This is a genomic window from Celeribacter ethanolicus (assembly GCF_001550095.1).
Classification (GTDB): Bacteria; Pseudomonadota; Alphaproteobacteria; order Rhodobacterales; family Rhodobacteraceae; genus Celeribacter; species Celeribacter ethanolicus.
In genome coordinates this window covers 71,658-97,623 of the sequence record NZ_LRUC01000045.1, presented here as the reverse complement: position 1 = coordinate 97,623, position 25,966 = coordinate 71,658, and the positions used below count along the sequence as shown (strand labels likewise).

The following is a 25,966-nucleotide window of genomic DNA, read 5'->3' as shown; positions in this document are numbered from 1 at the left end:
ACGTAAGGAGGACGACATGTCTCTCGATATGCCGAAATTCAGCGATCTCGACGCGCTCTACGACGAGAAGAACGCCAAGGTCGCCACCGAAATGTACGAAGATCCCGAGCTCTTCAATGAAGAGATGGAGAAGATCTTTAAGAACACCTGGGTCTGGGTCGCGCATGAAAGCGAATTCCCTGACAAGGGCTCTTTCAAGCTGTCGCAGGTCGGCCTTGAGCCGGTGATCGTGGTGCGTGACCGCAAGGGCAAGATCCATTGCATGGTCAACCGCTGCCGCCACCGCGCCGCCACCGTCTGCGAAGTGAAGAAGGGCAAGACGTCTTCCTTCCAGTGCCCCTATCACGGCTGGGGCTATGGCCTCGACGGTTCGCTGCGTGCGCTGCCTTATCCGGAGCAATACGGCGACGATTTCGACAAATCCCAGCACGGTCTCGTGAAACTGCGCACCGAGGCCTATAACGGCATGGTGTTCGCGACCTTCAAGGAAGACATCGAACCGCTTGAGGATTTCCTCGGCGAGGGCGTGCGCAAATATATCGACCTGTTCATGAAACAGGGCGGCGGTTTCCCGGTGAAGGTGCTGGGCGAACATCAGTTCTCCGTGCCGATGAACTGGAAAGTCCAGCTTGAGAACACCACCGATGCCTATCACTTCCCGATCGTGCACAAGAGCTTCATGCAGACGCTCGACGGCGCGACCGAAGAGATGTTCGACTTCCTCGACAAGGGCGTCGGCTATGTCGAAGATCTGGGCAACGGTCACTCTGTCATGACCATGATCCCCGAACTGGTCGATCTCGACGAGAACCTCGATGCGCCGATCCCGGAACGCTTTGCCGATCTGGCGCAGGAGCTGCGCGATGAGGGTTACCCGGAAGATCAGGTCAAGAAAATCGTCCGCGCAGTGAGCGGGGCGGGGTTCAACCTCAACCTCTTCCCGAACGTGTCCTTCTCGCTCGCCTTCTTCCGCGTGCTGACCCCGATCAACGTGGAGCAGACCGACATCCGTCACATCGCCATCGGCATGGACGGCGGCCCGGAGGCCGCGAACCAGGCGCGCATCCGTCTGCATGAACATTTCCAGGGACCGATGGGCTTTGGCTCTCCCGACGATGCCGAGGTCTGGGAACGCATCCAGCGCGGCACCAAGGGTGGCCCGGATCTCAAGATCCTCGTGAACCGGGGCATGGTCGACGAGGAGCCGGGCGAGTTCGGCCCGCGCGGCCATATCTCCGCCGAAACCGGCATGCGTGCCGCTTACAAAATGTGGAAAAGGATGATGGCGCAATGACCGAGATGAGCAAAATCGACACCAAATCCATGCTGGCCGATGTCACGGCCTTCATCTGGGCCGAGAGCGCCATGCTCGACCTGAAGGAATATGACGACTGGCTCGATCTGTGGACCGACGACGGGCTGTACATCATGCCCATCGGCGACACGGTGGATTTCAAGAATTCCGTCAACCTGTGTTACGACAACGCCAAGATGCGGCGTGACCGGGTCGGTCGGTTTCATGCCGGGTTCTCGATTTCCTCCGCGCCACCCGCGCAAACCGTGCGCACCCTGTCGCGGTTCCGGATCGAGGCCGCGGAGGGCGATCTGATCACCGTCTCCTGTGCCGAACATCTGGTCGAGGACAAATTCGGCCGCCAGCGCATCTGGGCGGGCAATGTCGAATATATCCTCAAAGTCACCGAGGGCGGGTTCAAGCTCCAGCAAAAGGTGATCCGTCTTCTCAACTCCGATGGGATGCTGAATTCGTTCAGCTATTTGTTCTGATGGTGGCCCCTTTGCCTGAGAAAATCCAAACCGCTGTTGTCACGGGCGGGGCGCGCGGCTTTGGCGCCTCCGTCGTGCGGGCGCTGCACAAGGCGGGCTACCGCGTGGTGATCGCCGACATAAATCCCGGCGAGGAGGCGCAAGCTCTCGCCTCCGAACTGGACCTTGCGGGCGAGACCGCGATCACCGCCACGCTGGACGTCTCCAAGCCCGCGGATTTCCAAAGCGTGCTCGATAAATGCATCGAGCGCTACGGCTCCGTCGAGGTGTTGGTGAACAACGCCGCGCGCACCATGGCGCAGCCGCTGATGGAGATCGACCCAGCCACGTTCAATGACATCATGGCCACGAACGCGGGCGGCACCTTTGCCGGCAGCCAGATCTTTGCGCGCCACTTCAAGGACCGCGGCTATGGCCGGATCGTCAATATGGCCTCTTTGGCGGGGCAGAATGGCGGCACGGCGACGGGCGCGCATTATGCCGCCTCGAAAGGTGCGATCCTGACCCTGACCAAAGTGTTTGCCCGCGATCTCGCTCCGTTTGGGATCACCTGCAACGCCATTGCGCCGGGTCCGATGGACACGCCGATGGTCCGGGGCGTTCTGGGCGACAAGATCGAGGCGGCGATTGCCAATATTCCGGTGCAGCGTCTCGGCGATCCCGAGTTCGTGGCGCAGATGGTGGTGATGCTTGCCAGTCCCGAGGCGGCCTTTGTCAACGGCGCCTGCTGGGACGTCAACGGCGGGCTTTATGTGAGATAGTGATGACCGATAACGCACAAAACCTCAAAGTCATCGCCCGGATCGACGACAAGGGTGACATCGCCCGAATCCGGTTTGCCCCGGAGGCCGGCGGCGCGATCCTGCCCTATGAGGCGGGGGCGCATCTCGATCTCTACCTGCCGGATCTCGACATGTGGCGGCAATATTCGCTTTGCTCCGATCCGGCGGAGACCGGGTTTTACGAGATCGGCGTCTTGAAAGACCCGCAAAGCCGGGGCGGTTCCGTCAAGGTGCATGAGACGGCTGTCGAGGGCGCGGTCTTCACCGTCGAAGGCCCGCGCAATCACTTCCCGCTGGAGGAGAGCGCCGAGACCACCGTGCTCTTGGGCGGCGGCATCGGGATTACGCCGATGATCGCGATGGCCAAGCGGCTCCATGCCTTGGGCAAAGACTTCACCCTGCATTACTGCACCCGCTCCGAAGGCGTGACCGCTTTCATGGACGAGCTGAAAGGTTGCGGCTTTGCCGACAAGGTGGTGTTCCACTTCGACGATATGGACGCGGCGCAAAAGCTTGATCTCAAACGCGATCTTCCTGCGCCGAATGCCGCCACCCATCTCTATGTCTGCGGTCCGCAAGGGTTCATGGACTGGGTGATCGACACCGCCGAAGCCGCCGGTCATGCGACGGCCAATGTCCACCGCGAATATTTCTCGGCGGATGTGGAACTCACGGGCGACAGCTTCGAGGTCGAATGCGCACAATCGGGCGTGACCATCACCGTGGGTTCCGACGACACCATTGCGAAAGCTCTGGCGCGCGAAGGCATCAAGATCGAGGTGAAATGCGAAGAGGGCGTCTGCGGCACCTGCCTGACCGATGTGCTGGCGGGCGAGATCGACCACCGCGATCAGTTCCTCACCGAAGAGGAGCGCGAGGACGGTGACGTGATCTGTGCCTGCTGTTCGCGGGCCAAGGGGCCGAAACTGGTGTTGGATATCTGAGCCATGAGGACCATGACGGAACTGACGGAAACCCAGCGCGATTTTCGCGAAGGCATGAGCCGGCTCGGTGCGGCGGTGAACCTGATCACCACCGACGGGCCGGCGGGTCGGCACGGGCTTGTGGCCTCGGCGGTCTGTTCGGTGACGGATCAGCCGCCGACGCTTCTGGTCTGCATCAACAAAAGCGCCTATGCGCACGATAAATTCGTGGAAAACGGTGTGCTGGCGGTCAATGTTCTGGCCGCCGAGCATCAGGATCTCTCTGGCCATTTCGCGCGCTATGTCGCGGGCGTCGACCGGTTTTCCTATGGCGACTGGCTGACGGAGGCGACCGGCGCGCCGCTTTTGTCGGACGCCAATGTCGCCTTCGATTGCCGGATCACGGGCCGTCAGGAAGAGGGCACGCATTCCGTGTTCTTCTGTCAGGTCGAGGCGGTGCGCCTGTCGGATGAGACCCGACACGGGCTGGTCTGGTTCAGCCGCGACTACCATCACCTTGTGACGGGGTCGCAGTGATGCGGGTGTGCTGCGCCTCAGATCATCCGGGCGAGATCTTTCGAGATCTTCGCGAGGATTTCGTTGAGCGTCTGAAGTTCGGCGGGCGAGGTGTTGTAAAAGCTTTCGTCGCGGATGCGGTTGACCTCGCCGAGCGCCTTGGCGCGCAGATCGTCGCCTTTCCCGGTCAGGCAGACCTCGGTCACCCGGCCATCGGTCGGGCGCACCCGGGTCTCGACCAGACCTGCGGCGACCATGCGCTGAACGATCTTGGTCGTGGTGTTGAGCTTGAGCGTGGAAAACTCGGCGATCTCGGAGACCGACATGTAATCCTGCTCATAGAGCGACATCAGCACGCGCCAGCGCGGCGTGTCGATGCCCAGCGGTTTGAGCCGCTTGTCGAGCGCGCGCATGTAATAGGCATTGGCGCGGTCGATCCAGAAATAGGGCCATGTGTCACGGAAATGTTCCGTGTCTCGCGAGTCATCGGTCAGAGAGGAAGGCATCGGATCGGTCGGCGGGGTCATACATGGCCTCTGTCATACGCTGTACGGCGCACGGGCCGTCCAAACAGCGGGTTTGAACAATAATAAAGTCCGGTAACGGGCGTCTTACCATCATCACTCACCAATAGGGAATGTGAAAATGAACGTGAAACTCAAAAAGATCGCCACGCGGGTCACCTCAGTGGCGGCATCCATCGCACTCTACACCGGGATTGCGCAGGCCGACACGGTCTTGACGATGAACAGCTGGCTGCCGCCGACTCATCCGCAGGTCTCCGAGCTCTTCGTGCCGTGGATGGCCGACATCGAACGCGTCACCGAAGGCCGGGTGAAGATCAACATGCTGCCCGCCCCCTTGGGGCCGCCGCCCGCCGCGTTCGATCTTGCGAAAAACGGCGTGGCCGACATTGCCTATTCCGTGCATGGCTACACGCCCGGCCGGTTCAAGACGCCGATGATCGCGGAAATGCCTTTCATGTCCGACAGTTCGGTCGCAACTTCCGTGGCCTTCTGGCGCGTGCATGAGGCGCTGCTCAAGGACGCAGGCGAATATGAGGGCGTGAAGGTTCTGACCCTTTTCACCCATGGTCCGGGGGAGATTTTCTCGACCAAACCGATCGAGACGCCCGAAGACATCTCCGGTCAGAAAATCCGCATCGGCTCGGCTCTGGCGCATTCGATTGCCACCGATCTGGGCGCCGTGCCGGTCGAGGGACCGTCCTCGAAAGCCTATGAGCTTTTGTCCCAGGGCGTGGCGGACGGGATTTTCTTCCCGTTCGAATCCGTCAACTTCTTCAACCTCAACGACATTCTTGATTACGGCTACACCGTGCCGGGCGGGCTTTATAACACCGCGATGTTCGTGGTGATGAACGAGGCGAAATGGAATTCGATTTCGCCCGAGGATCAGGCCCTGATCGAGCCGCTTCTGGGCGAGGCCTTTGCGCGCCGCGCGGGCGAGATGTGGGACAAGGTCGATGCCGAGGGCCGCGCCTCCATGGAGGGCAAGATCGCGCTCAAGGCCGCCACGCCCGAGGAAATCGAAGTGCTGCGCGACCGTCTGGCACCGATTGTGGCCAGCCAGATCGCCAAGGTGAGCGAAACGGGGATTGACGGGCAGGCGGCCTATGACATGTTGTTCGACGAGATTGCCAAGATCGAGGCCGAAGAATGATCAACCTGTCCGAAAATATTGCCGGACCGCATGAACAAGGGCTGCCTCCCAAGGCAGCCCGACCCATTCACGGCGTGATCGCCGTGGCCTGTGCGGTGTTGCTGATCGCGATGATGGGGCTGACGGTGGTCGATGTACTGGGCCGCTACCTGCTCAACAGCCCGGTGAAGGGCGCGACCGAGCTGACCGAGCTGATGCTCGCGGCGCTGATCTTTCTCGGGCTTCCGGCGGCGACGCTGGACCGGGAACATGTCACTGTCGATCTGATCACCGACCGGCTGCCGCTGGCCATCGACAAGATCCGCCGCCCCATCGTGCTTTTGCTCTCCGTTGGCGTGCAGGTGATGATCGCCTGGCGGCTCTGGGTGACCGCGTCGCAGGTCGCGGGCTATGGCGGCACCACGGCAACCCTGGAGCTGCCGATCGCGCCGATCGGCTATTTTTCGGCGATGCTCTGCATCGTCTCCGCGGTGATCATGTTCGCCGAAATCTTCTACCCGATGAGAGGTAAAAACTGAGATGTCCTTGCTTGCTCATTGGGAATTCGGGACGCTCGTCCTGTTCATCCTGCTGTTTCTCGGCGTGCCGATTTCGTTCGCTCTGGCGCTTCTGGGCACGGTCGGCACCGCCGCGATCATCGGCTGGTCGCCGTCCTATTCGCTGCTGGGGCAGACCTATTTCGAACACAGCCGCAGCTATTCGCTGTCGATCCTGCCGCTGTTTCTGATGATGGGGAATTTCGTGGTGCAATCGGGCATCGCACGCGATCTCTATTCCGCCGCCTATGCCTGGCTCCGGCACCGCAAGGGCGGGCTGGCGGTGGCGACCGTGGTGGCCTGCGGCGGCTTTTCCTCGGTCTGCGGCTCGTCGCTTGCGACCGCTTCGACCATGGCCAAGATCGCCCTGCCGAACATGCGCAAATTCGGCTACCCGGACAGCCTTTCGACCGCGTCCATCGCGGCGGGCGGCACGCTTGGCATCCTGATCCCGCCCTCCGTGATCCTCGTGTTCTACGGCATCATGACCCAGCAGGACATCGGCAAGCTGTTCCTCGCGGGCATTCTGCCGGGCATTCTGGGCGTCGTGCTCTACGCCGTCGCGGTGCGGATCTCGATCCGTTTCGGGCATTTCGACCTGCCGGTCGAGGACAAGCTGCCGCTCCGGGAGCGGATCGTCGCGCTCAAGGGCGTGGCCGGAGCTCTCGGTCTCTTCGCCTTCGTCATGGGCGGCATCTATTTCGGGGTGTTCACGCCGACGGAAAGTGCCGGCATGGGGGCAGGGGGCGCCTTCCTTCTGGTGCTGCTCCAAGGTCGTCTCAACCTGTCTCAGACGCTTTCGACCCTGTTCGAAACCGCCAAGACCACGGCGATGATGTTCTTCATCCTGTTCGGTGCGCTGACCTTCGCCAATTACGTCAACCTCTCGGGCATGAGCCGGGACATCCAGACGCTGGTGACTTCGGTCGGGGACAATCCGCTGATGGTGATCCTGATCATCACGCTGGTCTATCTGGTGCTGGGCTGTGTGCTCGAAGGCCTGTCGATGATCACCCTGACCGTGCCGATCTTCTATCCGATCGTCGCAGCCCAGGGCTTCGATCTGATCTGGTTCGGCATTTATGTGGTGATCGTGACCGAGGTGAGCTACATCACGCCCCCCGTCGGTCTCAACGCCTTCGTGCTGAAATCCGTGGTCAAGGACGTGCAGCTCGGAACCATTTTCCGGGGCCTCACCTCCTTCCTGCTGGTGGATGTGCTGCGGGTCGTTCTCATTCTGGCCTTCCCGGCGATCGTCCTGCTTGTCCCCAACATGATGTGACGCTGGGTTCAGAGCGGCGGGTCGTCCGGCAAGAGGCCCGCCGCATTCAAAAACACCCGCCAAAAAGCGGGTGTTTTGCGTTTCGGATTGTCGGGGGCGGTCAGGGCTCGTCGAACCAGCCCGCGTCGAGCTCCGGCAGGGGAATGGCTGACAGCAGCGTTTTGGTGATCTCCGAAGACGGGCGCTCGAACACCTCTGCCACCGGGCCGTGATCGACGATCTCGCCATGGTTCAGCACGATGACATTGTCACAGAGATGGCGGATCACCGAGAGATCGTGCGAAATGAACGCCACGGTCAGCCCCATGTCCCGGGCGAGGTCCTTGAGCAGGGACAACACCTGTGCCTGTGAGGAGACATCGAGGCCGGAGACGATCTCGTCGGCCAGAATGAACCGCGGCTCAAGCGCGATGGCACGGGCGATGCCGACCCTTTGACGCTGCCCGCCCGAAAGCTCATGCGGGTAGCGTTCGGCGAAGGCGGGCGGCAGGCCGACCTTGTCGAGCGCCGCGATGGCATCCGATTTCGTGCCGCCCCGGCCATAGCGTTTCATCGGCTGGGAGATGATCCGCCAGACCCTGTGACGCGGGTTGAGCGACGACATCGGGTCCTGAAAGATCATCTGAAGATCGCGGCGCAAGGGGCGCAGCGCCGCCTCGCCCAGATGGCCGATCTCTTGCCCGTCGAACAGAACCTGCCCGCTGTCGGGCTCCAGAAGTCGCACCAGAACCCGCCCGAAGGTCGATTTGCCGGAGCCGGACTCGCCGACGATGCCGGTGATCTGCCCCTCGGGGATGTCGAGGCTGAAACCTTTCAGAACCTCGTTGCGCGGAGCGGCGCCGAACAGGGGTTTATGCGCCCGGTCCGGGAAGGACAGGCGCAGGTCGCGAACGGAAAACAGCGCGCTCATCTGCGGCCTCCTGTGTAGAGCATGTCGTCCTGTGCGATCCGTGCGTGCAGATCCTTGATCAGGGCGGCGGGCACTGGCGAAAAGGGCCGGTCCAGATCGGCATAGCTCGGGGTCGCAGCGATCAGCGCGCGGGTGTAAGGGTGCCGGGGATTGGTGAAGACCTCGGGCGTCGGGGCATCCTCCATCACCTTGCCCGCAAACAGCACGGTGACCTTCTGGCTGATCTTGGCGACGACGCCCATGTCATGAGTGACGAAGAGGACGGCGGTGCCGGTCTCCTGTTGCAGTTCGCGAATGAGCCGCAGGATTTGCTTTTGGACCGTCACGTCGAGCGCCGTGGTCGGTTCGTCCGCCACGATCAGACGCGGCGAGGGGGCAAAGGCGGCGGCAATCAGCACGCGCTGGCGCATACCGCCCGAGAGCTCATGCGGATAGCTCCCCATCACCCGCTTCGGGTCGCGGATATGCACCCGGTCGAGAAGATCGAGCGCACGGGCCTCGGCATCGCTGCGCGACCAGCCCTGAATGCGCACCAGCGGGTCCACGATCTGTGGCCCGATCTTGCGCACCGGGTTGAGTGCCGTCAGCGGGTCCTGCGGGATCAAGGCCGCCGATTGCGCCACGGTTTTGCGCCGGGTCGCCGGCGTCATCATGTTGAGGTGCTGGCCCTCGAGCAGGATTTCCCCTTCGGTGATCGTCACATTGGGCGGCAGGATGCCGAGGACGGATTTGCCGATCATCGACTTGCCCGCGCCGCTTTCGCCCACCAGCGCGCGCACCTCGCCGGGTTCGAGAGTCAGAGAGACATCGCGTAAAAGGCGGCGCCCGTTCGGCAGGGCGATGTTGAGCTTGATCACGTCAAGCGTGTGGGCATGGGGTTTCATTGCAGCACCGGATCGAAATGACGTTTGAGACCTTCTCCGAGCGTCGAGAAGCTCAGGACGGTCAGGAACAGCGAGATCAGCGGGAACAACAGCACCCACCATGCGAAATGGATTGCGCCGCGGCCTTCGGCGATCATCGCCCCCCATGTCGGATCGTCCGAGGAGATCGACAGGTTGACGAAGGACAGGATCGCCTCGACGATCACCGCGATGCCCATTTCGAGCGTCAGAAGCGCGATAACCGAGGGCAGGATATTGGGCAGGATTTCCGAGATCAGCGCGGTCATCCGGCGTGCGCCGCCGATCCGGGCGCTGTCGACGTAATCCATCCGCGCCTGAACCATGGTCTCGGCCCGGATGACGCGGGCAAAGCGGGTCCAGTCGATGACCGCAATGGCGAGGATGACCGATCCCAGCCCGGTGCCGAGAACCGCCACCAGCAGGACGGCGAAGAGCACCGGCGGAAAGGCCATCCAGATGTCGACGAGCCGGGAGATCACCCGATCCCACCAGCCGCCATAGAAGCCTGCGATCAGGCCCATGGCGGTGCCGACGACGCAGGCGGCGAGAGCGGCGGTGAAGCTGACAATGAGGGCAATGCGGGCGCCATAGATCATCCGCGACAGCACATCGCGGCCCAGACTGTCGGTGCCCAGCCAATAGCCCGGCTCGCTGCCCGCGATGAACCACGGCGGCAGGCGTTCGAGCATCAGGTCCTGTTCCAGCGGATCGTGCGGGGCCAGCAGAGGCGCGAAAATCGCTGCGGCGATGACAAGGGCGATCCACAGAAGCGGCAGCCAGAGCCGCAGGTTGACCGGCCCGATGCGCCGGGCGCGAGGGGCGGAGGTGGTGGTGTCAGCCATGGCGCAGCCTCGGGTTCAGAAGGGTGTAGGACAGATCGACCAGAAGGTTGATCACGATGAACAGCGCGGCGAACAGGATGACGATGCCCTGAATGAGCGGCAGATCGCGGTTGATCACCGCGTCGATCGCCATGTTGCCAAGGCCTTCATAGGCGAAGATGCGCTCCACGATGACGGTGCCGCCGATCAGGAATGTGAACTGCACCCCCACGAGCGTGAGCGTCGGCAGGGCCGCGTTGCGCAGCGCCTCGCGCAGGATGACGGCGGTTTCGGAAAACCCGCGAACACGGGCGAGCGTGGTGTAATCGAGGTGCAGCACTTCCTTGAGCGACTGTTTGAGAAGCTGCGCGATCATCGCGGCCAAGGGCAGGGCCAGAGACATGGCGGGCATCAGCATATGCGACAGCGTCGAGCCGACCACATCGAAACGACCGCGCAGGAGGCCCTCGATCACGTAGAAATTCGAGGTGAAATCAATGTCGAGCCTTGGATCGACCCGGCCCGAGATCGACAGCACCGGCCAGAGCACGCCGAACAGAAGAACGAAGATCAGCCCCCAGAGAAAATCCGGCACAGAGAGCACCGCGCCATTGGTCAGATCGAGCCCGACTTCGGTACCGGTGCCGCGTTTGCGCGCGCCGATCACGGCCACCAGACCGCCAAGTGTCACGGCGATGACGAGCGCCATGATGGAGAGTTCCAGAGTGGCGGGCAGGCGGCCCAGCACCAGCTCCATCACTGGCTGGCGCAGGGTGATCGAGGTGCCGAAATCGCCTTGGACGACGCCGCTGAGCCAGATCGCGAATTGTTCCGGCAGGCTTTTGTCAAAGCCGTAAAGCCGGGTGAGATTGGCGATGTCCTCTTCGGTCGCGCCGGGCGGCAGCATCATCGCAATGGGATTGCCCGGCGCCACGCGCACGAGGGTGAACACAACGACGGCCACGCCGAACAGCGTTACCAGCGTCGTCGCCAGCCGGGTCAGAACGGTCTTGAGAAGCATGAGTGTCTCGTTTTGGCAAAGGGGCCCGGCGATCAAGGGGCGAGATCGCCGGGCCTGAACGCCGCGATCAGGTCGCGGGGGTGATCGCCTGCGGCAGAAGATCGCCGGAGGTATAGGGCGTGACCGAGACGGTGTTTGAGAACACGACGGGCATGACATATTGCAGAAGCGGGATGACATAGCCCTCTTCGGCGATGTAGCGCGACACGTCCTTGTAGCCCTGGATGCGGGCCGCCTCGTCGCGTTCGACAAAGAGCGGTGCAATCCTGTTCACAAGGTCCTCGGTGTCCCAGACCGCATGCGGCGAGGGGCCGAACATTGAGAAACCGGTGGCGGTCGACGGGTCGCCGATGGAGTTGCCCCAGTTGTAGAAGGCGGCGGGCGCGAGCTGGTCGGTGGCGCGCAATTCGTAATGCTTGGCGATCTCGTAGACCTCGATCTCCGCTTCGATTCCGACCTTGCGCCACATGCCGACGATGGCCTGCACCATCTCGTAATCCTTGGGCTTGAGCCCGCGGGTGGTCTGGATGGTGAATTTGACCGGATTGTCGGTGGAATAGCCCGAGGCCGCAAGAAGTTCCTTCGACCTTTCAGGGTCGTAGGTCACGACAATGCTCTCGTCATAGGCCGCGTAGCCCGGCGCTTCGAGCGTCGAAAGCGGTACGCCATAACCGCGCAGTAGCCGGTCGATGATCAATTGCTTGTCGATGGCGTGATGCGCGGCAAGGCGCACGTTCTTGTCGAGCATCGGGCCGGTGTCGTTGAGGAAGATCATGCCGATGTCGGTGATTGGCACGGCCACGCCCGAAAGCCCGTCCTTGGCGATCAGACGGTCGTATTCCTCATAGGGGATGTTGACGGTGACGTCCGAATTGCCGCTTTCCACCTCGGCCACGCGCGACGCCGCATCGGTGACGAATTTGATCGTCACGGTCTCGAATGCCGGCGCGTCGCCCCAATAGTCGGGGAAGGCCTTGAGTCGGACATAGGCGCCTTGCTCGAAAGCGTCGACCATGTAGGGGCCGGTGCCGATGGGGGCTTTCTCGAAGCCTTCCGCGCCGAGCTCTTCGTAATAGGCTTTCGGCAGCACGAAGGCGGTCAGGAAGGCCATCCATTTGAACAGCGCCGGTTCGAAATCCAGCACATCGGCGGTGATGACGTTGCTCTCGACCGTGAAATTGCCGATCTTCGACCAGACGAATTGCATCGGGTTGCCGGTCTCCGGATTGGCGGCGCGCTCCAGCGACCAGACGATGTCCTCGGGGGTGAGCGCGGCACCGTTGTGCCATTTCACGCCGTCGCGCACGGTCATGGTGATCTTCGACTGGTCCGCGCTGAAGCCCCAGTCGGTCAGCAGACCGGGACCGAAGGACAGGTCGGGGGCCTGCGCGATATAGCGGTCGAACACCGCCAGATAGATGGATTGCAAAACCGGGTTCACGGCGGCGGGGCCGGTGGTCGGGTCCCAACTTTGTACCGGGATGTTATAGGCGATGGTCAGGTTCGTGCCGTCCTGTGCCAGCACGCTTGCACCCGAAGCCAGAAGCGCGGTGAGCGCGACGGACGCGCCCATGAAGCCGCGCCGTGTCAGATGTCCGTTGGCCGTCATATGTCTCTCCTGTTGGCGATCTCCGGCCCGTTTTCCGGACTCGGTTGGTTTTATTTTGGATATAGTTATTTCATATTTAAAGCATAAAGATGCAGATGCGCCGGATTTTCCCGTTCTTGCCCGCTCTGTGCAGGTTATTTGATCATCTGGGCGGCGAAATGCCCCGATCCGGCCCCGGTGCCGCCGCCCGGCCAGGCGGCCGCGCCGATCAGCGACAGGCCCTCAAGCGGGGTGTGGCCATCGGCAAATCCCAGAACGGGGCGGAACAGGAAGTTTTGGGTCAGGTGATGCGAGCCGCAGACCTGATCGCCGCCGACGAGATTGGGGTTTCCGGCCTCCAGATCGAGCGGCGACACCACATGGCGAGCGAGGATATGCGCGCGGAACCCGGGGGCCTGTTCCTCGATCAGATCGAGCACGCGCTCGGCCATGGCCTCTTTCGCATCAGCCCAGTTTCTTGCGGAAATCTCGCCTTTTTCATCGCCCTTGATCTCGGCGGGCACAACGCGGGCCTGAACCCAGAGCGTATGTTTGCCTTCGGGCGCGCGGCTCGGGTCGAAGAGCGAGGGCTGGCCGACCACCAGAAGCGGAGTCTCCGGCAAGAACCCGGCCAGAGCCTGTGCATAGGTCGCCGCTGCCGTATCCATGGAGCGCCCGATATGGACATAGGCAAAGCCCTTGAGCGCCTCGGCCAGCCATGGCACCGGCGCGTCGAGCGCCAGATGCACCATCATTGTGCCGGGGGCATGGCGGAATTTGGCGAGGCCGCGGTCGTATCGTGCGTTGCCGGAACTGCCGCCTATGAGGCGCAGGAGATGTTTCGGTGCCAGCGAGGCAAGAATGGTTGAGGTCTCAATCTTTTTACCATTGGCGACAACACCGGTGATCTGACCGTTCGCATGAAGGATCTCGGTCACTTCGGTGTCGCAGTCGATCCGCCCGCCGTGGGCTGCGATGATCGAGACCAGCGCCCGGGTCGCCACATCCGCTCCGCCCTTGCCGATTACCATACCCATGGCCTGGCCCGCCATGCCTTCGAGATAGGGAAAGACCGCACCGCCCGCGACGTCGGGGGCAAAGTCGATGTGCAGCCCCCATGTCGAGAGCGCGGTGCACAGGCGTGGGTCCTCGAACGTGTCCTCAAGCCAGGCACGCGGGGTCGAGAGCAGGAATTGCAGCGTCTCGAGCGTCTTCGTCGTGCCCAGCGCGCGCCAGCTTTTCCAGAGATATTTGAGCAGGGGGCCGCGCCGCATCGGCGTGCCGAAGAGCGGGCCGAGAACGGCGATACGTTCGGGGAACTCCGCCATCATCTGCCGCCATGTGACCTTGTCCGCCTCGGAGGCGAAGGTTGCCAGCGTTTCCTCGGGGTCGGTCGAGACGCCAAGGTAATCGCCCGGCGCCATCGCCTGGGCGAAGGGGCGGTCGATCGGGACGAATTCCATGCCGTGTTTCGCCATGTCCGCGCCATGGGCAGCCATGAAGGCGGAGCCCGCGAACATCGAGAGGTTCATGGCGGCCACGTCATGGCGAAAACCCGGCAGAGTCAGCTCTTCGGTCCGCACCGCCCCGCCCGGCGTCGGGCCGCGTTCCAGAATGCGGACCTTTTTGCCGCGCAGAGCCAGTTCGGCGGCGGCGACCAGCCCGTTGATCCCGGCGCCGATGAGGACAATCTCGCTCATGACTTACCCCGCAAAGCTTTTGACGGTGGCCAAAGCGCCATCGAGTGCCTTGCCCTTTTCATCCTCAAGCGCGGCTGTGCGCAGCCGGCGCATCCAGTCGGCGGCATCCGTGCGGCCCTTCAGCATATCGAGCGCGCCCATGACGCGGGCGAATTTCGACAGGCCACGGGCGTGGGTGTCGGAATAGCCCTTGATCAGCCGGTAGTTGGCGAGGATTTCGGAGGCCAGCGCCGGATCGGTCCTGGCGACCTCTTTGACGGTTGCGAACCATGCAGCCACATGGGCCATTTCGCTTTGATGGCGCAGGAGTTTGCGGCGCATCGGGCGCAGGGAGGACACGATCCAGAGCATCAGAAAGCCCCGGAGGCTGTCGGTGCGGATACGGCGGCCCTTGTCGAAGCGTTTGGTGTACCAGGCCTCAAAACCCTTTTTGCCCTGCACCCATGTGCCGAGGCCCTTGGGCAGGGTGGTGGTGAATTCCTCAAAACGCGGGTGGAAATATTCGGTCAGCATCAGGACCTGATCGTCTTTCACGACGACCTCGCCCTTGACGCGCTCAAAGCGGCTGGCGCGGGTCTTGATGTCGGCGACGCGCAGGATGTCGTCGTAACAGAGCGCGCGGGCGATGTATTTCGCGGCACTCACGCTCATCTCATAGGGGGCTTTGTCGAGGGCCACGATCTCGTCCAGCTTGTCGAGATACTCGCTGCCGTAGTCTACGTCCTGATAATCCACGACCTTCTTGAGACCCAGACCCGCCATCTCCTGAACCTCAAGGGGCAGGGCGGTCAGGCGGCTTTCCAGCGTGGCCCATTTCGCCTTGAGTTTCTCCGGCACGTTGAGCACCGGGACGGGCTTCGCCGGGGCCTCTTCAAAGACCGGCGCGGGTTTGTTGCCCTTGGCGATTTCGTAAGCCTCGCCAAAGGCCCGCAGCGAGGCCTCGACGCCCCGGCCCGATTTGCGGATCACTTCCTCATAGCTTTCGCGCGAAAACGGCAGCGCGCCGGAGCCCGCCAGAGCGCCCAGAAGCGACGAGGAGATCACCGAACCCGCCTTTTTCGCGACGGTTTCCATGTCGAAGGCCACAACGTGATCGGCGGCGATGTCCATCGCTTTGATCACCTCCGGCCCGTTGGCGCGCCCGTCGCCGGGGGCGATTTTTTCCGACACGGCGGGGATGCGGTGGGTTGAGGCGATGAGCGTGGTGCGGCCCGGCGTCACGAAGCCGCGCATGATGGCGCGCCCGCCCTCCATGAGCTCCGAGGCCATGAGAATGTCCACGTCCCCCACGGCGGGCGAGAGCGCAAACACCGGCTGGCGACCGGTGTCGCGGCACATTTCGACGTAATAGATCGTCGCTCCGGTGCGCTGCGCCACGCCCGCGACCGAGGTGGATTGCGCGTTATAACCATTGGCTTCGGCGACATCGACGATCCAGTTGGTGAGCACCCCGCCGCCCTGACCGCCGACGGCGAGGGCCGCCAGCGTGATGACCTTTTCCCCGTCGGGACCGGGGGAGCGGCGGGCGATGATCGGTTTGGCTTGCATGTTCATGTTGTATAGTCCTCAGGCAAAGGCCACGCGTTTCGCGTCGCGGCGGCTTTGCAGCCAGGAGATAATTTTCGAGGCGCGCGCGGCGCGGCGTTTTTCGCCCTCGGTCGGGTTGCTGACGATCTCGGCCTGATAGAAGGACGGGCAGAGCACGGCGGCATCCGCCACCTCGCCACAGTTGCCGCAGCCGACACAGGTCTGGTCGATCGCCGCCACCGGATCGTCGCGCAGCGGATCGCCCGTGTCCTTCACGGACAAAGACGGGCAGCCCGACAGCCGCATGCAGGCATGATCGCCGGTGCAGACGTCTTCATCGACACCGAACCGGGGTCGGACGACGCGTTTGCCTTCCTTGGCGGCCTTGGCCATCTCCGGTTTGACGCGGCGCTGTTTGTTCAACATGCATTCCGACGAGGCGACGATGACCTTGGGGCCTTCCTCCTCGGTGGTAAGCGCCTCTTTCAAAGTGTCGCGCATCTTGGTCACGTCATAGGTGCGATCCACCTGACGCACCCATTTCACGCCCATGCCCTTACAGGCCTCGACAATGGAGTTCTGGGTCTGCTTCGTCTTGTTGACGGCGCGGGACGACAGGATGTCCTGACCGCCGGTCGCGGAGGAGTAGAAATTGTCGACGATAACGATCACGTTGTCGGATTTGTTGAACACCGCATTGCCCACCGACGAGGTCAGCCCGTTGTGCCAGAACCCACCATCGCCGACGAAAGAGATCGAGCGACGGCCCTTTTTGTTCTCATTGTGGAAGGCGGCGGCGGAGGCGGGGCCGAGGCCGTAGCCCATGGTCGTCGCGCCAAGATCGAAGGGCGGCATGATCGAGAACAGGTGACAGCCGATGTCGGAGGAAATGTGGTGCTCGCCCAGCTCTTCCTCCACGAGTTTGGTGGCGGCGAAAATCGGGCGTTCCGGGCAGCCGGTGCAGAACCCGGGCGGACGCCCCGGCAGGGTTTTCGACAGATCGGGGATCGCGACGGGTTCCTCGTTGGTGGCGGTTTTCGCAACCGGCAGCATTGAGGGCGCGTATTGCGCGAAGAAGGCCCCGAGGCTGTCGACCATCACCTGCCCGGTGTATTCGCCGCCCATCGGCAGCACGCCCTTGCCTTCGAGCTTCACGGTTTTGCCGCGCTTGTAGAGCATGGTGGCGATCTGTTGTTCGATGTAATTCGGGTGGCCTTCCTCGATCACCAGAACCGCGTCCTTGCCCTCACAGAAGTCCATCAACTGCTCATCCACCAGCGGATAGATGCAGTTCAGCACCATCATGTCGACCTCGGTGTCGCCATAGAGATCGGCAAGGCCCAGACGGTTCAAAGCCCGGATCACGGTGTTATAGGCGCCGCCCTGAAGGATCAGGCCGACTTTCGCATCTTTCCTGCCAAAGCGTTCGTTGATCTCGCGCTCGACAATGAAATTCTGCGCGGCGGGCAGGCGTTTCGTGAGCTTTTCCTGCTCGTGCAGATAGGTCGCGGGTGGCAGGACGATGCGGTTCAGATCGCGGCGCGGGTTCTCCAGCGCATCGGACACGGTCATCGAAGGACGCTTGTTGTCCTTTGCGGTGAAATGGCCGTGAACGTGGCAGGAGCGGATGCCGACCTGCAACATCACGGGCGTGTTCGACACTTCCGAAAGCTCGAACCCGTCGCCCACCGCCTTGGTGATGCAGGGCAGGTTCGGGCGCGGATCGAGCATCCAGACCTGCGATTTCATGGCGAACGCATAGGTGCGTTCCTGCATGATCGAGGAGCCTTCGCCGAAATCCTCGCCCACGATGATCAGCGCGCCACCCGTGACCCCGCCCGAGGCGAGGTTGGAGAGTGCATCGGAGGCCACATTGGTGCCGACGACGGATTTATAGGTGACGGCGCCGCGGATCGGATAATGCACCGAGGCCGCGAGCATGGCGGTGGCAGTGGCCTCGTTGGCGGAGGCCTCGAAATGCACGCCCAGCTCGCCGAGGATCTCCTGCGCATCGGCCAGAACATCCATCAGGTGCGAAATCGGCGAGCCCTGATAGCCGCCGACATAGCCGACGCCGTTTTCCAGCAGGGCCTTGGTGATGCCGAGGATGCCTTCGCCGGTGAAGACCTCCCCGTCGCCTTGTCTGAGTTTCTGGACTTCCTTGGCGAAGGATCTTTCAGCCATGGGGTGTCTCCTTGGTTTGCCCGTTTGGGGTTTTCCCTTTAGGGGCGCTGTGCGTTTAAAAATCGTGGTGGCGGATGTCGTGCAGCACCCGCGAGAGCATGTCCTTGAGCGTTGCGCGCTCGGCTTCCGAGAGGCTTGCCAGCATCGTGTCGCGCATGTGTTCCATGGCGGGCCATGCGGCGCGATAGGCGGCTGCGCCGGTCTCGGTCAGATGGATCTTGCGAATGCGGCTGTCGGTCTCGCCCGCCTCACGACGGATCAGCCCGGCGGCCTCCATCGCGTCCAGAGTGCGTGACAGGGTCGATTGCTTGATCACCGTCATCACCGACAGCTCTTTGATCGTGCAGGGGCCGCCCTCGGCCAGAACCGCGAGCGCCCGCATCTGGGCGACCGAGACGCCGACCTCTTTCAAGGCGGCTTCGACGCCTTTGTTATAACGCGCCATGATGCGGTTCATCAGATAGGGGGTGAAGTCCTCAAGCTCCTCGGGGTTGTCGATCATGCGCCCAGCTCCTTCGCGGTCAGAAAGCCCGATCCGCCCGACAGGCCCGGTCCCGGATGGGTCGAGGCGCCGATGTGGTAGAGGTTCTTGATGCCGGTATCGTGGCGCTTGCTGCCCGCGAAGGGCCGCCAGAGGAAGAACTGTTCGAGGTTGCAGGCCCCGCCATAGGGATCGCCGCCCACGAGGTTCATATTGTAGCCTTCGAGATCGGCGGGAGAGATCGCGCGGCGGGTGACGATCTGGTCGCGGAAGCCCTCGATATGCTGGGCGAGAATGGCCTCGATCCGGTCGGCATAGGCTTCGCGCAGCGCCTCGGTCCATTGGCCGCCTTCGGGCACGTCGATCTCGCCCTTGGCGTCGCCCTTGACGATGCGTGGCGCTTCGGGGAGCTGGAGCCAGAGCACGCTCTGGCCTTCGGGCGCGCGGGTCGGATCGGCGGCAGAGGGCTGACCGACACAGATCGTCGGCACCTCGGGCAACAGGCCGCGCTCCGCCTCGTTGCCCGCTTTCGACACCCCGTCGAGCCCCGGTGTGATATGAAGAAGCTGAACCTTCTCAATCCCTTTCGTCCTCCACTTCACAGGCCCGTTCAGCAGGTAATGCAGTTGGAAATCGCCCTTGCCATAGCGGTATCTGCGCAGATCGTCCTGACGTTCCGGCATGGGCGCAAGTGTGTCGTAAAGCTGGTTCGGCGTGGTCGAGGCCAGCACCTTGCTCGCGGTCACCACCTCGCCGGATGCCAGTTTCACACCGGTCGCCACGCCATTCGCTAGGGTGATTTCGGCCACCTCGGCCCCGGTCGTGACCGTGCCGCCGTGCTCTTCGATGATGGCGATCAGCCCGCGCACCATATTGGCCGCGCCGCCTTTCACCACCGGAGCCCCGGCAAGCTCGAGGGCAAAGCCGATCACCTGACCCATCTGGCCGGAAAACGACGCCTCCGGCCCAAGCCCCGCATGCAGGCACCACGGTGCCCAGAGCGCACGGTTCAGGTCAGACGCAAACGAGGTCTCAAGCCAGCCGCGCATCGACTGCAACGCCCCGCCCATGGTCGTGGCCAGCCCATGCGGTTTACGTTTCCACGCCTCTTTGGTGAGGAGTTTCGCGGTGGATTTCGACCACGGATCGCCGCCCATCAGCCCGAACAGCAGTTCCGCATCGGCGGCAAACGCATCGAGATCGGCGGCAAGCTGGTCGCCATCGCCGGGATGGGCCGCGTTGAAGGCCGCGACATTGGCGGCGCGGTCCATCTTGTAGGTGAGCGCCCTGCCATCAGGGAGCAGGACGCCCGTGGGTGTGTCGGTGGCGCAGAATTCGACGCCATGGCGGGCAAGGTCCTCACCCAAGGCGCCATGCGCCGCCCCGGTCACCCAAAGAACGAAGGTGGTGGCGAGGGGGTCATAGCTCACCCCCTCGGCCAGTGTTTCGGTGCGCATGCAGCCACCCGCGACCTCTTCACGTTCGAAGAGCGCAACCTTCTTGCCGGATTTGGCCAGCATCGCCCCCGCCGTAAGCGCGTTGATGCCGGAGCCGATGATTGCGATGTCGCAGGTCGGTGTCATGCGCCTCTCTCCCTTATGCCGCGACCAGTGCGAGGGCACGCACGGGCGAGCCGGTGCCGTTCTCGATCTTCAGCGGTGCGGTGATGAACACCGCGCCTTTCGGCGGCAGCTTGTCGAGATTGGTGAGGGAGGCCAGACCGTAGCGGTTGTTCTTGTGCAGCAGGTTGTGGGCCGGGTAGGGCGGTTCAAAGCCCCCCGCGGCGCCCGCGTCGGTGCCCACACATTGCGTGCCCCAGCCGAGCGCCTTCTTTTCCATCAGGTATTCGATGCAATCGACCGAGGGCCCGGGGGTGTGAGGGCCGGTCTCGTCGGCATTGAGGAATGTGCCGGCGTCTTCGTTATACTGGTCCCAATCGGTGCGCATCAGCACCCATTCGCCTGCCTTGATCTCGCCGTGCTCCTGTTCCCAGGCGATCAGCGCGTCCTTGGTCAAAAGGAAATCCGGGTCGGCGGCGGCCTCTTTCGAACAGTCGATGACATTGGCCGGGGCCACGAAATATTGCGGGTCGATGGTGTCGACGGCTCCGTCCGGGTAATCCTTGCCGGTGATCCAGTGGTGCGGGGCATCGTAATGCGTGCCGGAATGCTCGCCGAGTTTCAGCCAGTTCCAGGCCCAGAACGGCCCGCGGTCGCCATATTCGGAGATCTTGTGAATCTCGATCGGCGGCGTGTCGTCGGCGATCTCCGGCGGCAGTTTCAGAAGCGGCGTTTTCGGGCCGAGGGTGGCGGCGCAGTCGATCACCTTGATCGCGCCGGTGAGCAGGCCTGTCGCAAGCTGTGCGAGGGTGTCCTGAGTGGTCATTTCGTGCTCCCTGATGATTTGTATTGGTTGTGTTTCAGACTGGATGTATGCAAGCGCATGTATTTTTTTACTTCAAGTCCAAAAATTAATAAAAGAGAATTTCTTGGGATCTTCGCGACGAAACTCTATGCATTTGCATAAATAATAAACGCATTTTTACGTTTCTGCGCCTGCAAAATCACTATTTTAGGCGATAATGAAAGGTTATTGGATGTGATGATGACGACTCTTCGAGCCTTTTGTGCCTGCATCTGCGATGCGATTGGTGTAATAAAAAGATTGAAGTTTAAAACAAAATATGCATCCTGATCCTTGCCCTGCGCAACCTGCGCAGTTCACCCGTATTTCTCAGTCAGCAGTCCTCAGGGAGGATCCCATCATGACCGACCAAGTCGTTCCCGTCGTCACCCGGGCCGGAGAGCTCGATGAAACCACGCTGCAATCGGGCGAATGTGTCCGTAAATCCGGCGTCAGCCCGCAGCACACGCCCGCCACGAAAATCTGGTTCGGGCGCGTCTCCAACGAGCCGGGTCACCGCTCCCCGCCGCATCACCACGAGGAATGCGAAACCGGCGGTTACGTGCTCAAGGGCCATGGCCGGATTTATTTCGGCGAGGATTACAAGGAGTTCATCGACATGTATGAGGGTGATTTCGTCTTCGTGCCGCCCTTCATGCCGCATGTCGAAGTGAACATGTCCACCACCGAGGAACTGGTGTGGCTGACCTGCCGGACGCCGGACAATCTGGTGACCAACCTGCCGGATGTGCCGGACGAGGCGCTGGAAGGCTATCGTCGGGCCTGATCATGCGGTTGGTAAGATATGGTGCGGCCGGGGCCGAAAAGCCCGGCCTGCTGGACGGGGAGGGCGCGATCCGCGACCTTTCCGCCCATGTCGGTGACATCGACGGGGTGGCTTTGGCCCCTTCGGCGCTTGCTCAACTGGCGGCTCTGGACCCGGCCTCTCTGCCGAAGGTCATGGGCGATCCTCGGCTCGGATCGGCGATTGCCCGGCCCGGTAAGTTCATTTGCGTCGGCCTGAACTATGCCGATCACGCCAGGGAAACGGGTAAGGAGCCGCCCGCCGAGCCGATCCTGTTTGCCAAGGCGTCGAACGCGATCTGCGGGCCGAACGATGACGTGGAAATCCCGCGCGGGTCGGAGAAAACCGATTGGGAGGTCGAGCTGGGCGTGGTGATCGGCACGCGGGCCAAATACGTCAGCGAGGATGAGGCGCTCGATTATGTGGCGGGTTACGCTTTGGTCAATGACGTGTCCGAGCGTGCCTTCCAGTCGGAGCGCGGCGGGCAATGGACCAAGGGCAAGTCGCATGACACTTTCGGTCCGGTCGGGCCATGGCTCGCGACCAGGGATGAGATCGCCGATCTTGCCGACATCGACCTCTGGCTCGATGTCGATGGCGAACGCCGCCAGACCGGCAACACCCGCACGATGATCTTCGGCGTTGCCACGCTGGTGAGTTACATCTCTCAATTCATGACGCTTGAGCCCGGCGACATCATCGCCACCGGCACGCCGCCGGGCGTGGGGCTTGGGATGAAGCCGCCGGTGTTCCTGAAACCCGGTCAGGTGATGACGCTCGGGGCCACGGGGCTTGGGGAACAAAGACAAAGGATGGTGCAGGCATGAGCGATTTTGGCAAACTCAAAGAGGCTTTGACCGATCTGACCGGCAAGACCGCGCTGGTCACGGGCGCGGCGCGCGGGCAAGGTGCGGTCGAAGCCGAACTGCTCGCCACGGCCGGGGCTTCCGTGCTGATCTGCGACGTGCTGGACGAGGGAGAAGCTTTGGCCGCGCGGCTCACCGCCGAGGGATGCGACGCAAAATTTCTCAAGCTCGACGTGACCTCCGAGGTTGCATGGCTCGAGGCGCTGGCGCTGATCCGCGACTGGACCGGGCGGCTCGACATCCTTGTCAACAACGCGGGCATCATCAACCGCAAGACCATCGCGGATATGTCGGTTGGTGAATGGAAAAAGGTGCTTGAGGTCAACGCCACCGGGGCCTTCATCGGTATCAAACTCGCGGCTCCGATGATGGCCGAGACCGGCGGCGGTTCGATCGTCAACATCTCGTCGAACAGTGCCTTTTCCGGTCATTACGACCCGGCTTATACCGCCTCGAAATGGGCGATCCGCGGGCTGACGCGCACGGCGGCGATGGAGTTCGCCGATCAGGGCATTCGCGTCAATGCGATCTGTCCCGGCCTCATCGTCACCGACCTCAACCGCAATTCGCCGCATCTCGGCCCGATGATCGGCATGACGCCGATGGCGCGCGCGGGCGAGGCCGATGAGGTCGCCCAGCTCGTGCTGTTTCTGGCCTCCGACGCTTCCGGCTTCATCACCGGCGAGGATTTCGTCATCGACGGCGGATTTACTGCAGGCGCGGGTTATCGCCGGGTCGCGAAGGAGACCGGCATTCTCTGAGTTATTCTCTGTGGCATGACGACATCTCCCGCCTTCGCCCGTCCGGGCGGAGGTGAAACGCCCGACCGTCGTCGGGTCTCGGCGGTGTGCCGTGCCGCCTCATGCGGCTTTCATTTCCCTCTTGAGCCAGGCCAGGACCTGTGCGCTTCGCGGATGCGGCGGCAGGTGTTCCGGGCGCAGTGCCCAGAAACTCTCGGCGCTGTGGGTCTTGCCCGCAAACGGCTCCATGAGGTGCCCGTCTCCGATCTCCCGCGCGACATACATGCGGGGCACCAGCGCCAGCCCGAGCCCGTGGCGCGCACCTGCGATCAGCGCCGCGCTGCTGTCGAACCGTGGCCCCAGGATCGCCCCCTTGTACGCCACCGCCGTGCCGCGCAGCCATGTCAGCCAGAGGTCCGGGCGTTTGGCGTTTTGCAACGATGGCAGTCGGTCGAAATCCAGGATGTCGAGCGGCATTTGCAGTCCGGGCAGGTCTGGCGCGGCGATCACGGTCAGCTCTTCGGGGGTAAGCGGCTCCGCCCGAACCCCGGCCCATGCGCCGCCACCTCGCCGGACAATCAGATCGGCGCGGCTCTCCTGCGGTGGCACCTTGTCATCCTGCATGCGAATCTCGATCAACAGTTCCGGCTGCGCCGCCCGCAACCGGGCGAGGCGCGGGATCAGCCAATGGGTGGCAAAGCCGGTGGGCGCCGCGAGGGTGAAGACCCCGCTCAGGCTCTGCCCGCGCACCGCGTCGATCGCCGAGTTTTCCAGATCGGACAGCAGGCGATGCGTGTCCCTCAGATAGGCCTCTCCCACCTCGGTCAGGACGAGGCGCGAGCCGATGCGCTGAAACAGTTTGAGGCCGAGGAATTGTTCCAGCGCGGCGATCTGTCGGCTGACCCCGCTTTGCGTGATGCCGAGATCCTGCGCGGCATGGGTGAAGCTGCGATGCCGCGCGGCGGCTTCGAAACATTCGAGCGCGGCGAGGGAGGGGATGAAACGGCGCATCGGGGACCGGTCTTTCTCATGAGTAAAACTCATGTCGGAATGGTTTTTTGCATCCTTCCTTTTTTCGCACCCTCTGGCAAACTGTTTCAAACACATCCGAAACAAGGGTCACGACGTCCTCCCTCACAGGTGGCCTGCAAAGCTGCCTCTGCGGGATTGGCCGAGCATGAGCAATTTTCATTCCAGACATATCGCCGTGATCGGCGCGGGCATTGTCGGGCTTTGTGTGGCCGAACGGCTCCTGTCCGAAGGTCACAGGGTGACTGTGGTCGATCCCGCTGCGCCCGGGGGCGCGCAGGCCGCGAGCTATGGCAATGGCGCGTTCATCAGTCCGGCCTCTGTTCTGCCGATGTCGGCTCCGGGGCTATGGCGGCAGGTGCCGAAAATGCTGCTCGATCCGACCGGGGCGCTTTCCGTCCGGCTGCGCGATCTGCCGGGACTGCTGCCTTGGCTTTGGGCGTTCCTGCGTGCCGGGAACCGCCCGGGTAATGTCGCCCGCATCGCCGGGGATCTCAACCTGTTGCTGCGGGACGCTCCGGCGCGCCACGCGGAACTCGCGGCCCGCACGGGGCAGTCTGATCTGATCCGCCAGACCGGTTTGCTCTACGCTTTCCGGGATCGCGCGGCATGGCAGGCCGAATGTTCGGGGTGGCAGATCCGGGCCGAATGTGGCGTTGTCATGGAGGACTGCACCGCTGCGCGGCTGCGCGCTCTGGCTCCCGATCTTTCGTCTGACTACGGTTTCGGTATCCTGATCTCCGAGGGCGCGCATTGCGTCGACCCCGGCGGCTATGTCGCCGGTCTGGCGCGTTATCTCACCGTCTCGGGTGCGGAGCTGCGGCAGGACCGGGTTCTGGGGCTCCATCTTTCGGGCGGTCAATTGCGGGGGCTGCGCTGCGCGGGTGGAGATCTGCTCTGTGACCGGGCGGTGATCGCCGCCGGGATCGCCTCAGCGCCTTTTGCGACCGAGGCGGGGGATCGTCTGCCGCTGGCCGCCGAGCGGGGCTATCATGTGGAGATCGCCGATGCGCCGTTTCGCCTCGATGTGCCGGTGATGCCGCAGGACGGCAAAATGGCCAATGTCACCACGCGCGGAGGGCTGCGCGCCGCCGGGCAGGTGGAAATCGCCGTCCCGGATGCGCCGCCGAACTGGGCGCGGGCGGAAGTTTTGCTGTCGCATCTGAAGCGCAGTTATCCGGCACTGGCCGGTCGGTCGCATGATCTGAAACGCTGGATGGGGTGTCGTCCGTCCATGCCCGATGGCAAGCCGGTGATCGGCAGGGCCTCGGCGGTGCCGGAGGTGATCCATGCCTTCGGGCACGGTCACGTCGGCCTCGCCTCGGCCCCGGCCACGGCGGAGATCGTTGCCGATCTGATCGCCGGACGTCCTCCGCGCCGCGATTCCGCGCCGTTCTCTCCCGCGCGCTTCGGGCGTGGTGTCGCCCTCAGAGGTCCGACATAAATCCGACGCCAATCCGACGTTTTGCCGCCCCTTCGTTT

Annotated in this window: 25 protein-coding genes; 12 read left to right on the top strand and 13 right to left on the bottom strand. The window is 62.9% G+C overall.

All coding sequences use genetic code 11. The features are described 5' to 3' along the window. The first annotated feature begins 16 nt into the window (after positions 1-16). The 5 genes from NH195_RS16285 to NH195_RS16265 are packed head-to-tail and all read left to right on the top strand — an operon-like array spanning position 17 to position 4,027. The gene (locus NH195_RS16285; RefSeq protein ID WP_066709300.1) at positions 17-1,294 is read left to right on the top strand and encodes an aromatic ring-hydroxylating oxygenase subunit alpha; all 1,278 of its coding nucleotides are present in this window, start codon (positions 17-19) and stop codon (positions 1,292-1,294) included. Further along, positions 1,291-1,785, top strand: a complete 495-nt coding sequence (locus tag NH195_RS16280) for an aromatic-ring-hydroxylating dioxygenase subunit beta (RefSeq protein WP_066709297.1) — start codon at positions 1,291-1,293, stop codon at positions 1,783-1,785. The genes NH195_RS16285 and NH195_RS16280 overlap by 4 nt, the downstream gene beginning before the upstream one ends. A gap of 2 nt (positions 1,786-1,787) precedes the next feature. Continuing rightward, on the top strand, positions 1,788-2,546 hold the full coding sequence (locus NH195_RS16275; RefSeq protein WP_238379788.1) for an SDR family NAD(P)-dependent oxidoreductase: 759 nt from the start codon (positions 1,788-1,790) through the stop codon (positions 2,544-2,546). A 2-nt stretch (positions 2,547-2,548) separates the two neighbouring features. Next, the gene (locus NH195_RS16270) at positions 2,549-3,511 is read left to right on the top strand and encodes a PDR/VanB family oxidoreductase (RefSeq protein ID WP_066709291.1); all 963 of its coding nucleotides are present in this window, start codon (positions 2,549-2,551) and stop codon (positions 3,509-3,511) included. 12 nt (positions 3,512-3,523) lie between these two features. After that, positions 3,524-4,027 (top strand): flavin reductase, encoded by a 504-nt coding sequence (locus NH195_RS16265; protein ID WP_066709288.1) that lies wholly within the window; start codon positions 3,524-3,526, stop codon positions 4,025-4,027. A 17-nt stretch (positions 4,028-4,044) separates the two neighbouring features. Here the strand turns inward: NH195_RS16265 and NH195_RS16260 are convergent, their stop codons facing one another. Beyond that, positions 4,045-4,533 (bottom strand): MarR family winged helix-turn-helix transcriptional regulator, encoded by a 489-nt coding sequence (locus NH195_RS16260; protein WP_238379786.1) that lies wholly within the window; start codon positions 4,531-4,533, stop codon positions 4,045-4,047. Positions 4,534-4,651: 118 nt separating this feature from the next. On the opposite strand from NH195_RS16260, the gene NH195_RS16255 reads away from it, so the two are divergent. From NH195_RS16255 to NH195_RS16245, 3 genes are read left to right on the top strand one after another with little or no spacing between them, the layout of a single operon-like run. After that, on the top strand, positions 4,652-5,686 hold the full coding sequence (locus NH195_RS16255; RefSeq protein WP_066709285.1) for a TRAP transporter substrate-binding protein: 1,035 nt from the start codon (positions 4,652-4,654) through the stop codon (positions 5,684-5,686). Next, positions 5,683-6,204 (top strand): TRAP transporter small permease, encoded by a 522-nt coding sequence (locus tag NH195_RS16250; protein WP_066709283.1) that lies wholly within the window; start codon positions 5,683-5,685, stop codon positions 6,202-6,204. The genes NH195_RS16255 and NH195_RS16250 overlap by 4 nt, the downstream gene beginning before the upstream one ends. A gap of 1 nt (position 6,205) precedes the next feature. After that, positions 6,206-7,504: a TRAP transporter large permease gene (locus NH195_RS16245; protein ID WP_066709281.1), complete on the top strand. Its 1,299-nt coding sequence runs from the start codon at positions 6,206-6,208 to the stop codon at positions 7,502-7,504. A 100-nt stretch (positions 7,505-7,604) separates the two neighbouring features. Here the strand turns inward: NH195_RS16245 and NH195_RS16240 are convergent, their stop codons facing one another. The 11 genes from NH195_RS16240 to NH195_RS16190 all read right to left on the bottom strand — a co-directional run bounded on the left by NH195_RS16240 (position 7,605) and on the right by NH195_RS16190 (position 21,026). Beyond that, positions 7,605-8,414, bottom strand: coding sequence for an ABC transporter ATP-binding protein (locus NH195_RS16240; RefSeq protein ID WP_066709280.1), 810 nt, complete (start codon positions 8,412-8,414; stop codon positions 7,605-7,607). Continuing rightward, complete coding sequence (locus NH195_RS16235; protein WP_066709278.1) at positions 8,411-9,298, bottom strand: ABC transporter ATP-binding protein; 888 nt, start codon at positions 9,296-9,298, stop codon at positions 8,411-8,413. The genes NH195_RS16240 and NH195_RS16235 overlap by 4 nt, the downstream gene beginning before the upstream one ends. Then, on the bottom strand, positions 9,295-10,161 hold the full coding sequence (locus tag NH195_RS16230; RefSeq protein ID WP_066709276.1) for an ABC transporter permease: 867 nt from the start codon (positions 10,159-10,161) through the stop codon (positions 9,295-9,297). Before NH195_RS16230 ends, NH195_RS16235 begins: the two co-directional genes overlap by 4 nt. Continuing rightward, positions 10,154-11,161: an ABC transporter permease gene (locus tag NH195_RS16225; RefSeq protein ID WP_066709274.1), complete on the bottom strand. Its 1,008-nt coding sequence runs from the start codon at positions 11,159-11,161 to the stop codon at positions 10,154-10,156. The genes NH195_RS16230 and NH195_RS16225 overlap by 8 nt, the downstream gene beginning before the upstream one ends. A gap of 67 nt (positions 11,162-11,228) precedes the next feature. Then, on the bottom strand, positions 11,229-12,770 hold the full coding sequence (locus NH195_RS16220) for an ABC transporter substrate-binding protein (protein WP_066709272.1): 1,542 nt from the start codon (positions 12,768-12,770) through the stop codon (positions 11,229-11,231). A gap of 134 nt (positions 12,771-12,904) precedes the next feature. Then, the gene (locus tag NH195_RS16215; RefSeq protein ID WP_066709269.1) at positions 12,905-14,449 is read right to left on the bottom strand and encodes a phytoene desaturase family protein; all 1,545 of its coding nucleotides are present in this window, start codon (positions 14,447-14,449) and stop codon (positions 12,905-12,907) included. A gap of 3 nt (positions 14,450-14,452) precedes the next feature. Then, positions 14,453-16,003 carry an indolepyruvate oxidoreductase subunit beta family protein gene (locus NH195_RS16210; protein WP_066709266.1) on the bottom strand — a complete coding sequence of 517 codons (1,551 nt, stop codon included), beginning with the start codon at positions 16,001-16,003 and terminating at the stop codon, positions 14,453-14,455. Between the two features lie 12 nt (positions 16,004-16,015). Beyond that, a complete protein-coding gene (locus NH195_RS16205) occupies positions 16,016-18,160 on the bottom strand; it encodes a thiamine pyrophosphate-dependent enzyme (RefSeq protein ID WP_066709263.1) in 2,145 nt (714 codons plus the stop codon). A gap of 55 nt (positions 18,161-18,215) precedes the next feature. After that, entirely contained in the window at positions 18,216-18,662 is a 447-nt protein-coding gene (locus tag NH195_RS16200; protein WP_066709260.1) for a MarR family winged helix-turn-helix transcriptional regulator, read from the bottom strand. Next, positions 18,659-20,224 carry a phytoene desaturase family protein gene (locus NH195_RS16195; RefSeq protein ID WP_066709258.1) on the bottom strand — a complete coding sequence of 522 codons (1,566 nt, stop codon included), beginning with the start codon at positions 20,222-20,224 and terminating at the stop codon, positions 18,659-18,661. The genes NH195_RS16200 and NH195_RS16195 overlap by 4 nt, the downstream gene beginning before the upstream one ends. A gap of 13 nt (positions 20,225-20,237) precedes the next feature. Beyond that, complete coding sequence (locus tag NH195_RS16190; RefSeq protein WP_066709255.1) at positions 20,238-21,026, bottom strand: cyclase family protein; 789 nt, start codon at positions 21,024-21,026, stop codon at positions 20,238-20,240. Between the two features lie 379 nt (positions 21,027-21,405). Between NH195_RS16190 and NH195_RS16185 the strand changes: the two genes are divergently transcribed. From NH195_RS16185 to NH195_RS16175, 3 genes are read left to right on the top strand one after another with little or no spacing between them, the layout of a single operon-like run. Further along, complete coding sequence (locus tag NH195_RS16185) at positions 21,406-21,831, top strand: cupin domain-containing protein (RefSeq protein WP_066709252.1); 426 nt, start codon at positions 21,406-21,408, stop codon at positions 21,829-21,831. Between the two features lie 2 nt (positions 21,832-21,833). Next, positions 21,834-22,676: a fumarylacetoacetate hydrolase family protein gene (locus NH195_RS16180; protein ID WP_066709250.1), complete on the top strand. Its 843-nt coding sequence runs from the start codon at positions 21,834-21,836 to the stop codon at positions 22,674-22,676. Then, positions 22,673-23,476 carry an SDR family NAD(P)-dependent oxidoreductase gene (locus NH195_RS16175; RefSeq protein ID WP_066709247.1) on the top strand — a complete coding sequence of 268 codons (804 nt, stop codon included), beginning with the start codon at positions 22,673-22,675 and terminating at the stop codon, positions 23,474-23,476. Before NH195_RS16180 ends, NH195_RS16175 begins: the two co-directional genes overlap by 4 nt. 99 nt (positions 23,477-23,575) lie before the next feature. Here the strand turns inward: NH195_RS16175 and NH195_RS16170 are convergent, their stop codons facing one another. Further along, positions 23,576-24,499, bottom strand: coding sequence for a LysR substrate-binding domain-containing protein (locus NH195_RS16170; protein ID WP_162265884.1), 924 nt, complete (start codon positions 24,497-24,499; stop codon positions 23,576-23,578). A gap of 133 nt (positions 24,500-24,632) precedes the next feature. Between NH195_RS16170 and NH195_RS16165 the strand changes: the two genes are divergently transcribed. After that, positions 24,633-25,928, top strand: a complete 1,296-nt coding sequence (locus NH195_RS16165) for an NAD(P)/FAD-dependent oxidoreductase (RefSeq protein WP_066709241.1) — start codon at positions 24,633-24,635, stop codon at positions 25,926-25,928. The last annotated feature ends 38 nt before the right edge of the window (positions 25,929-25,966 follow it).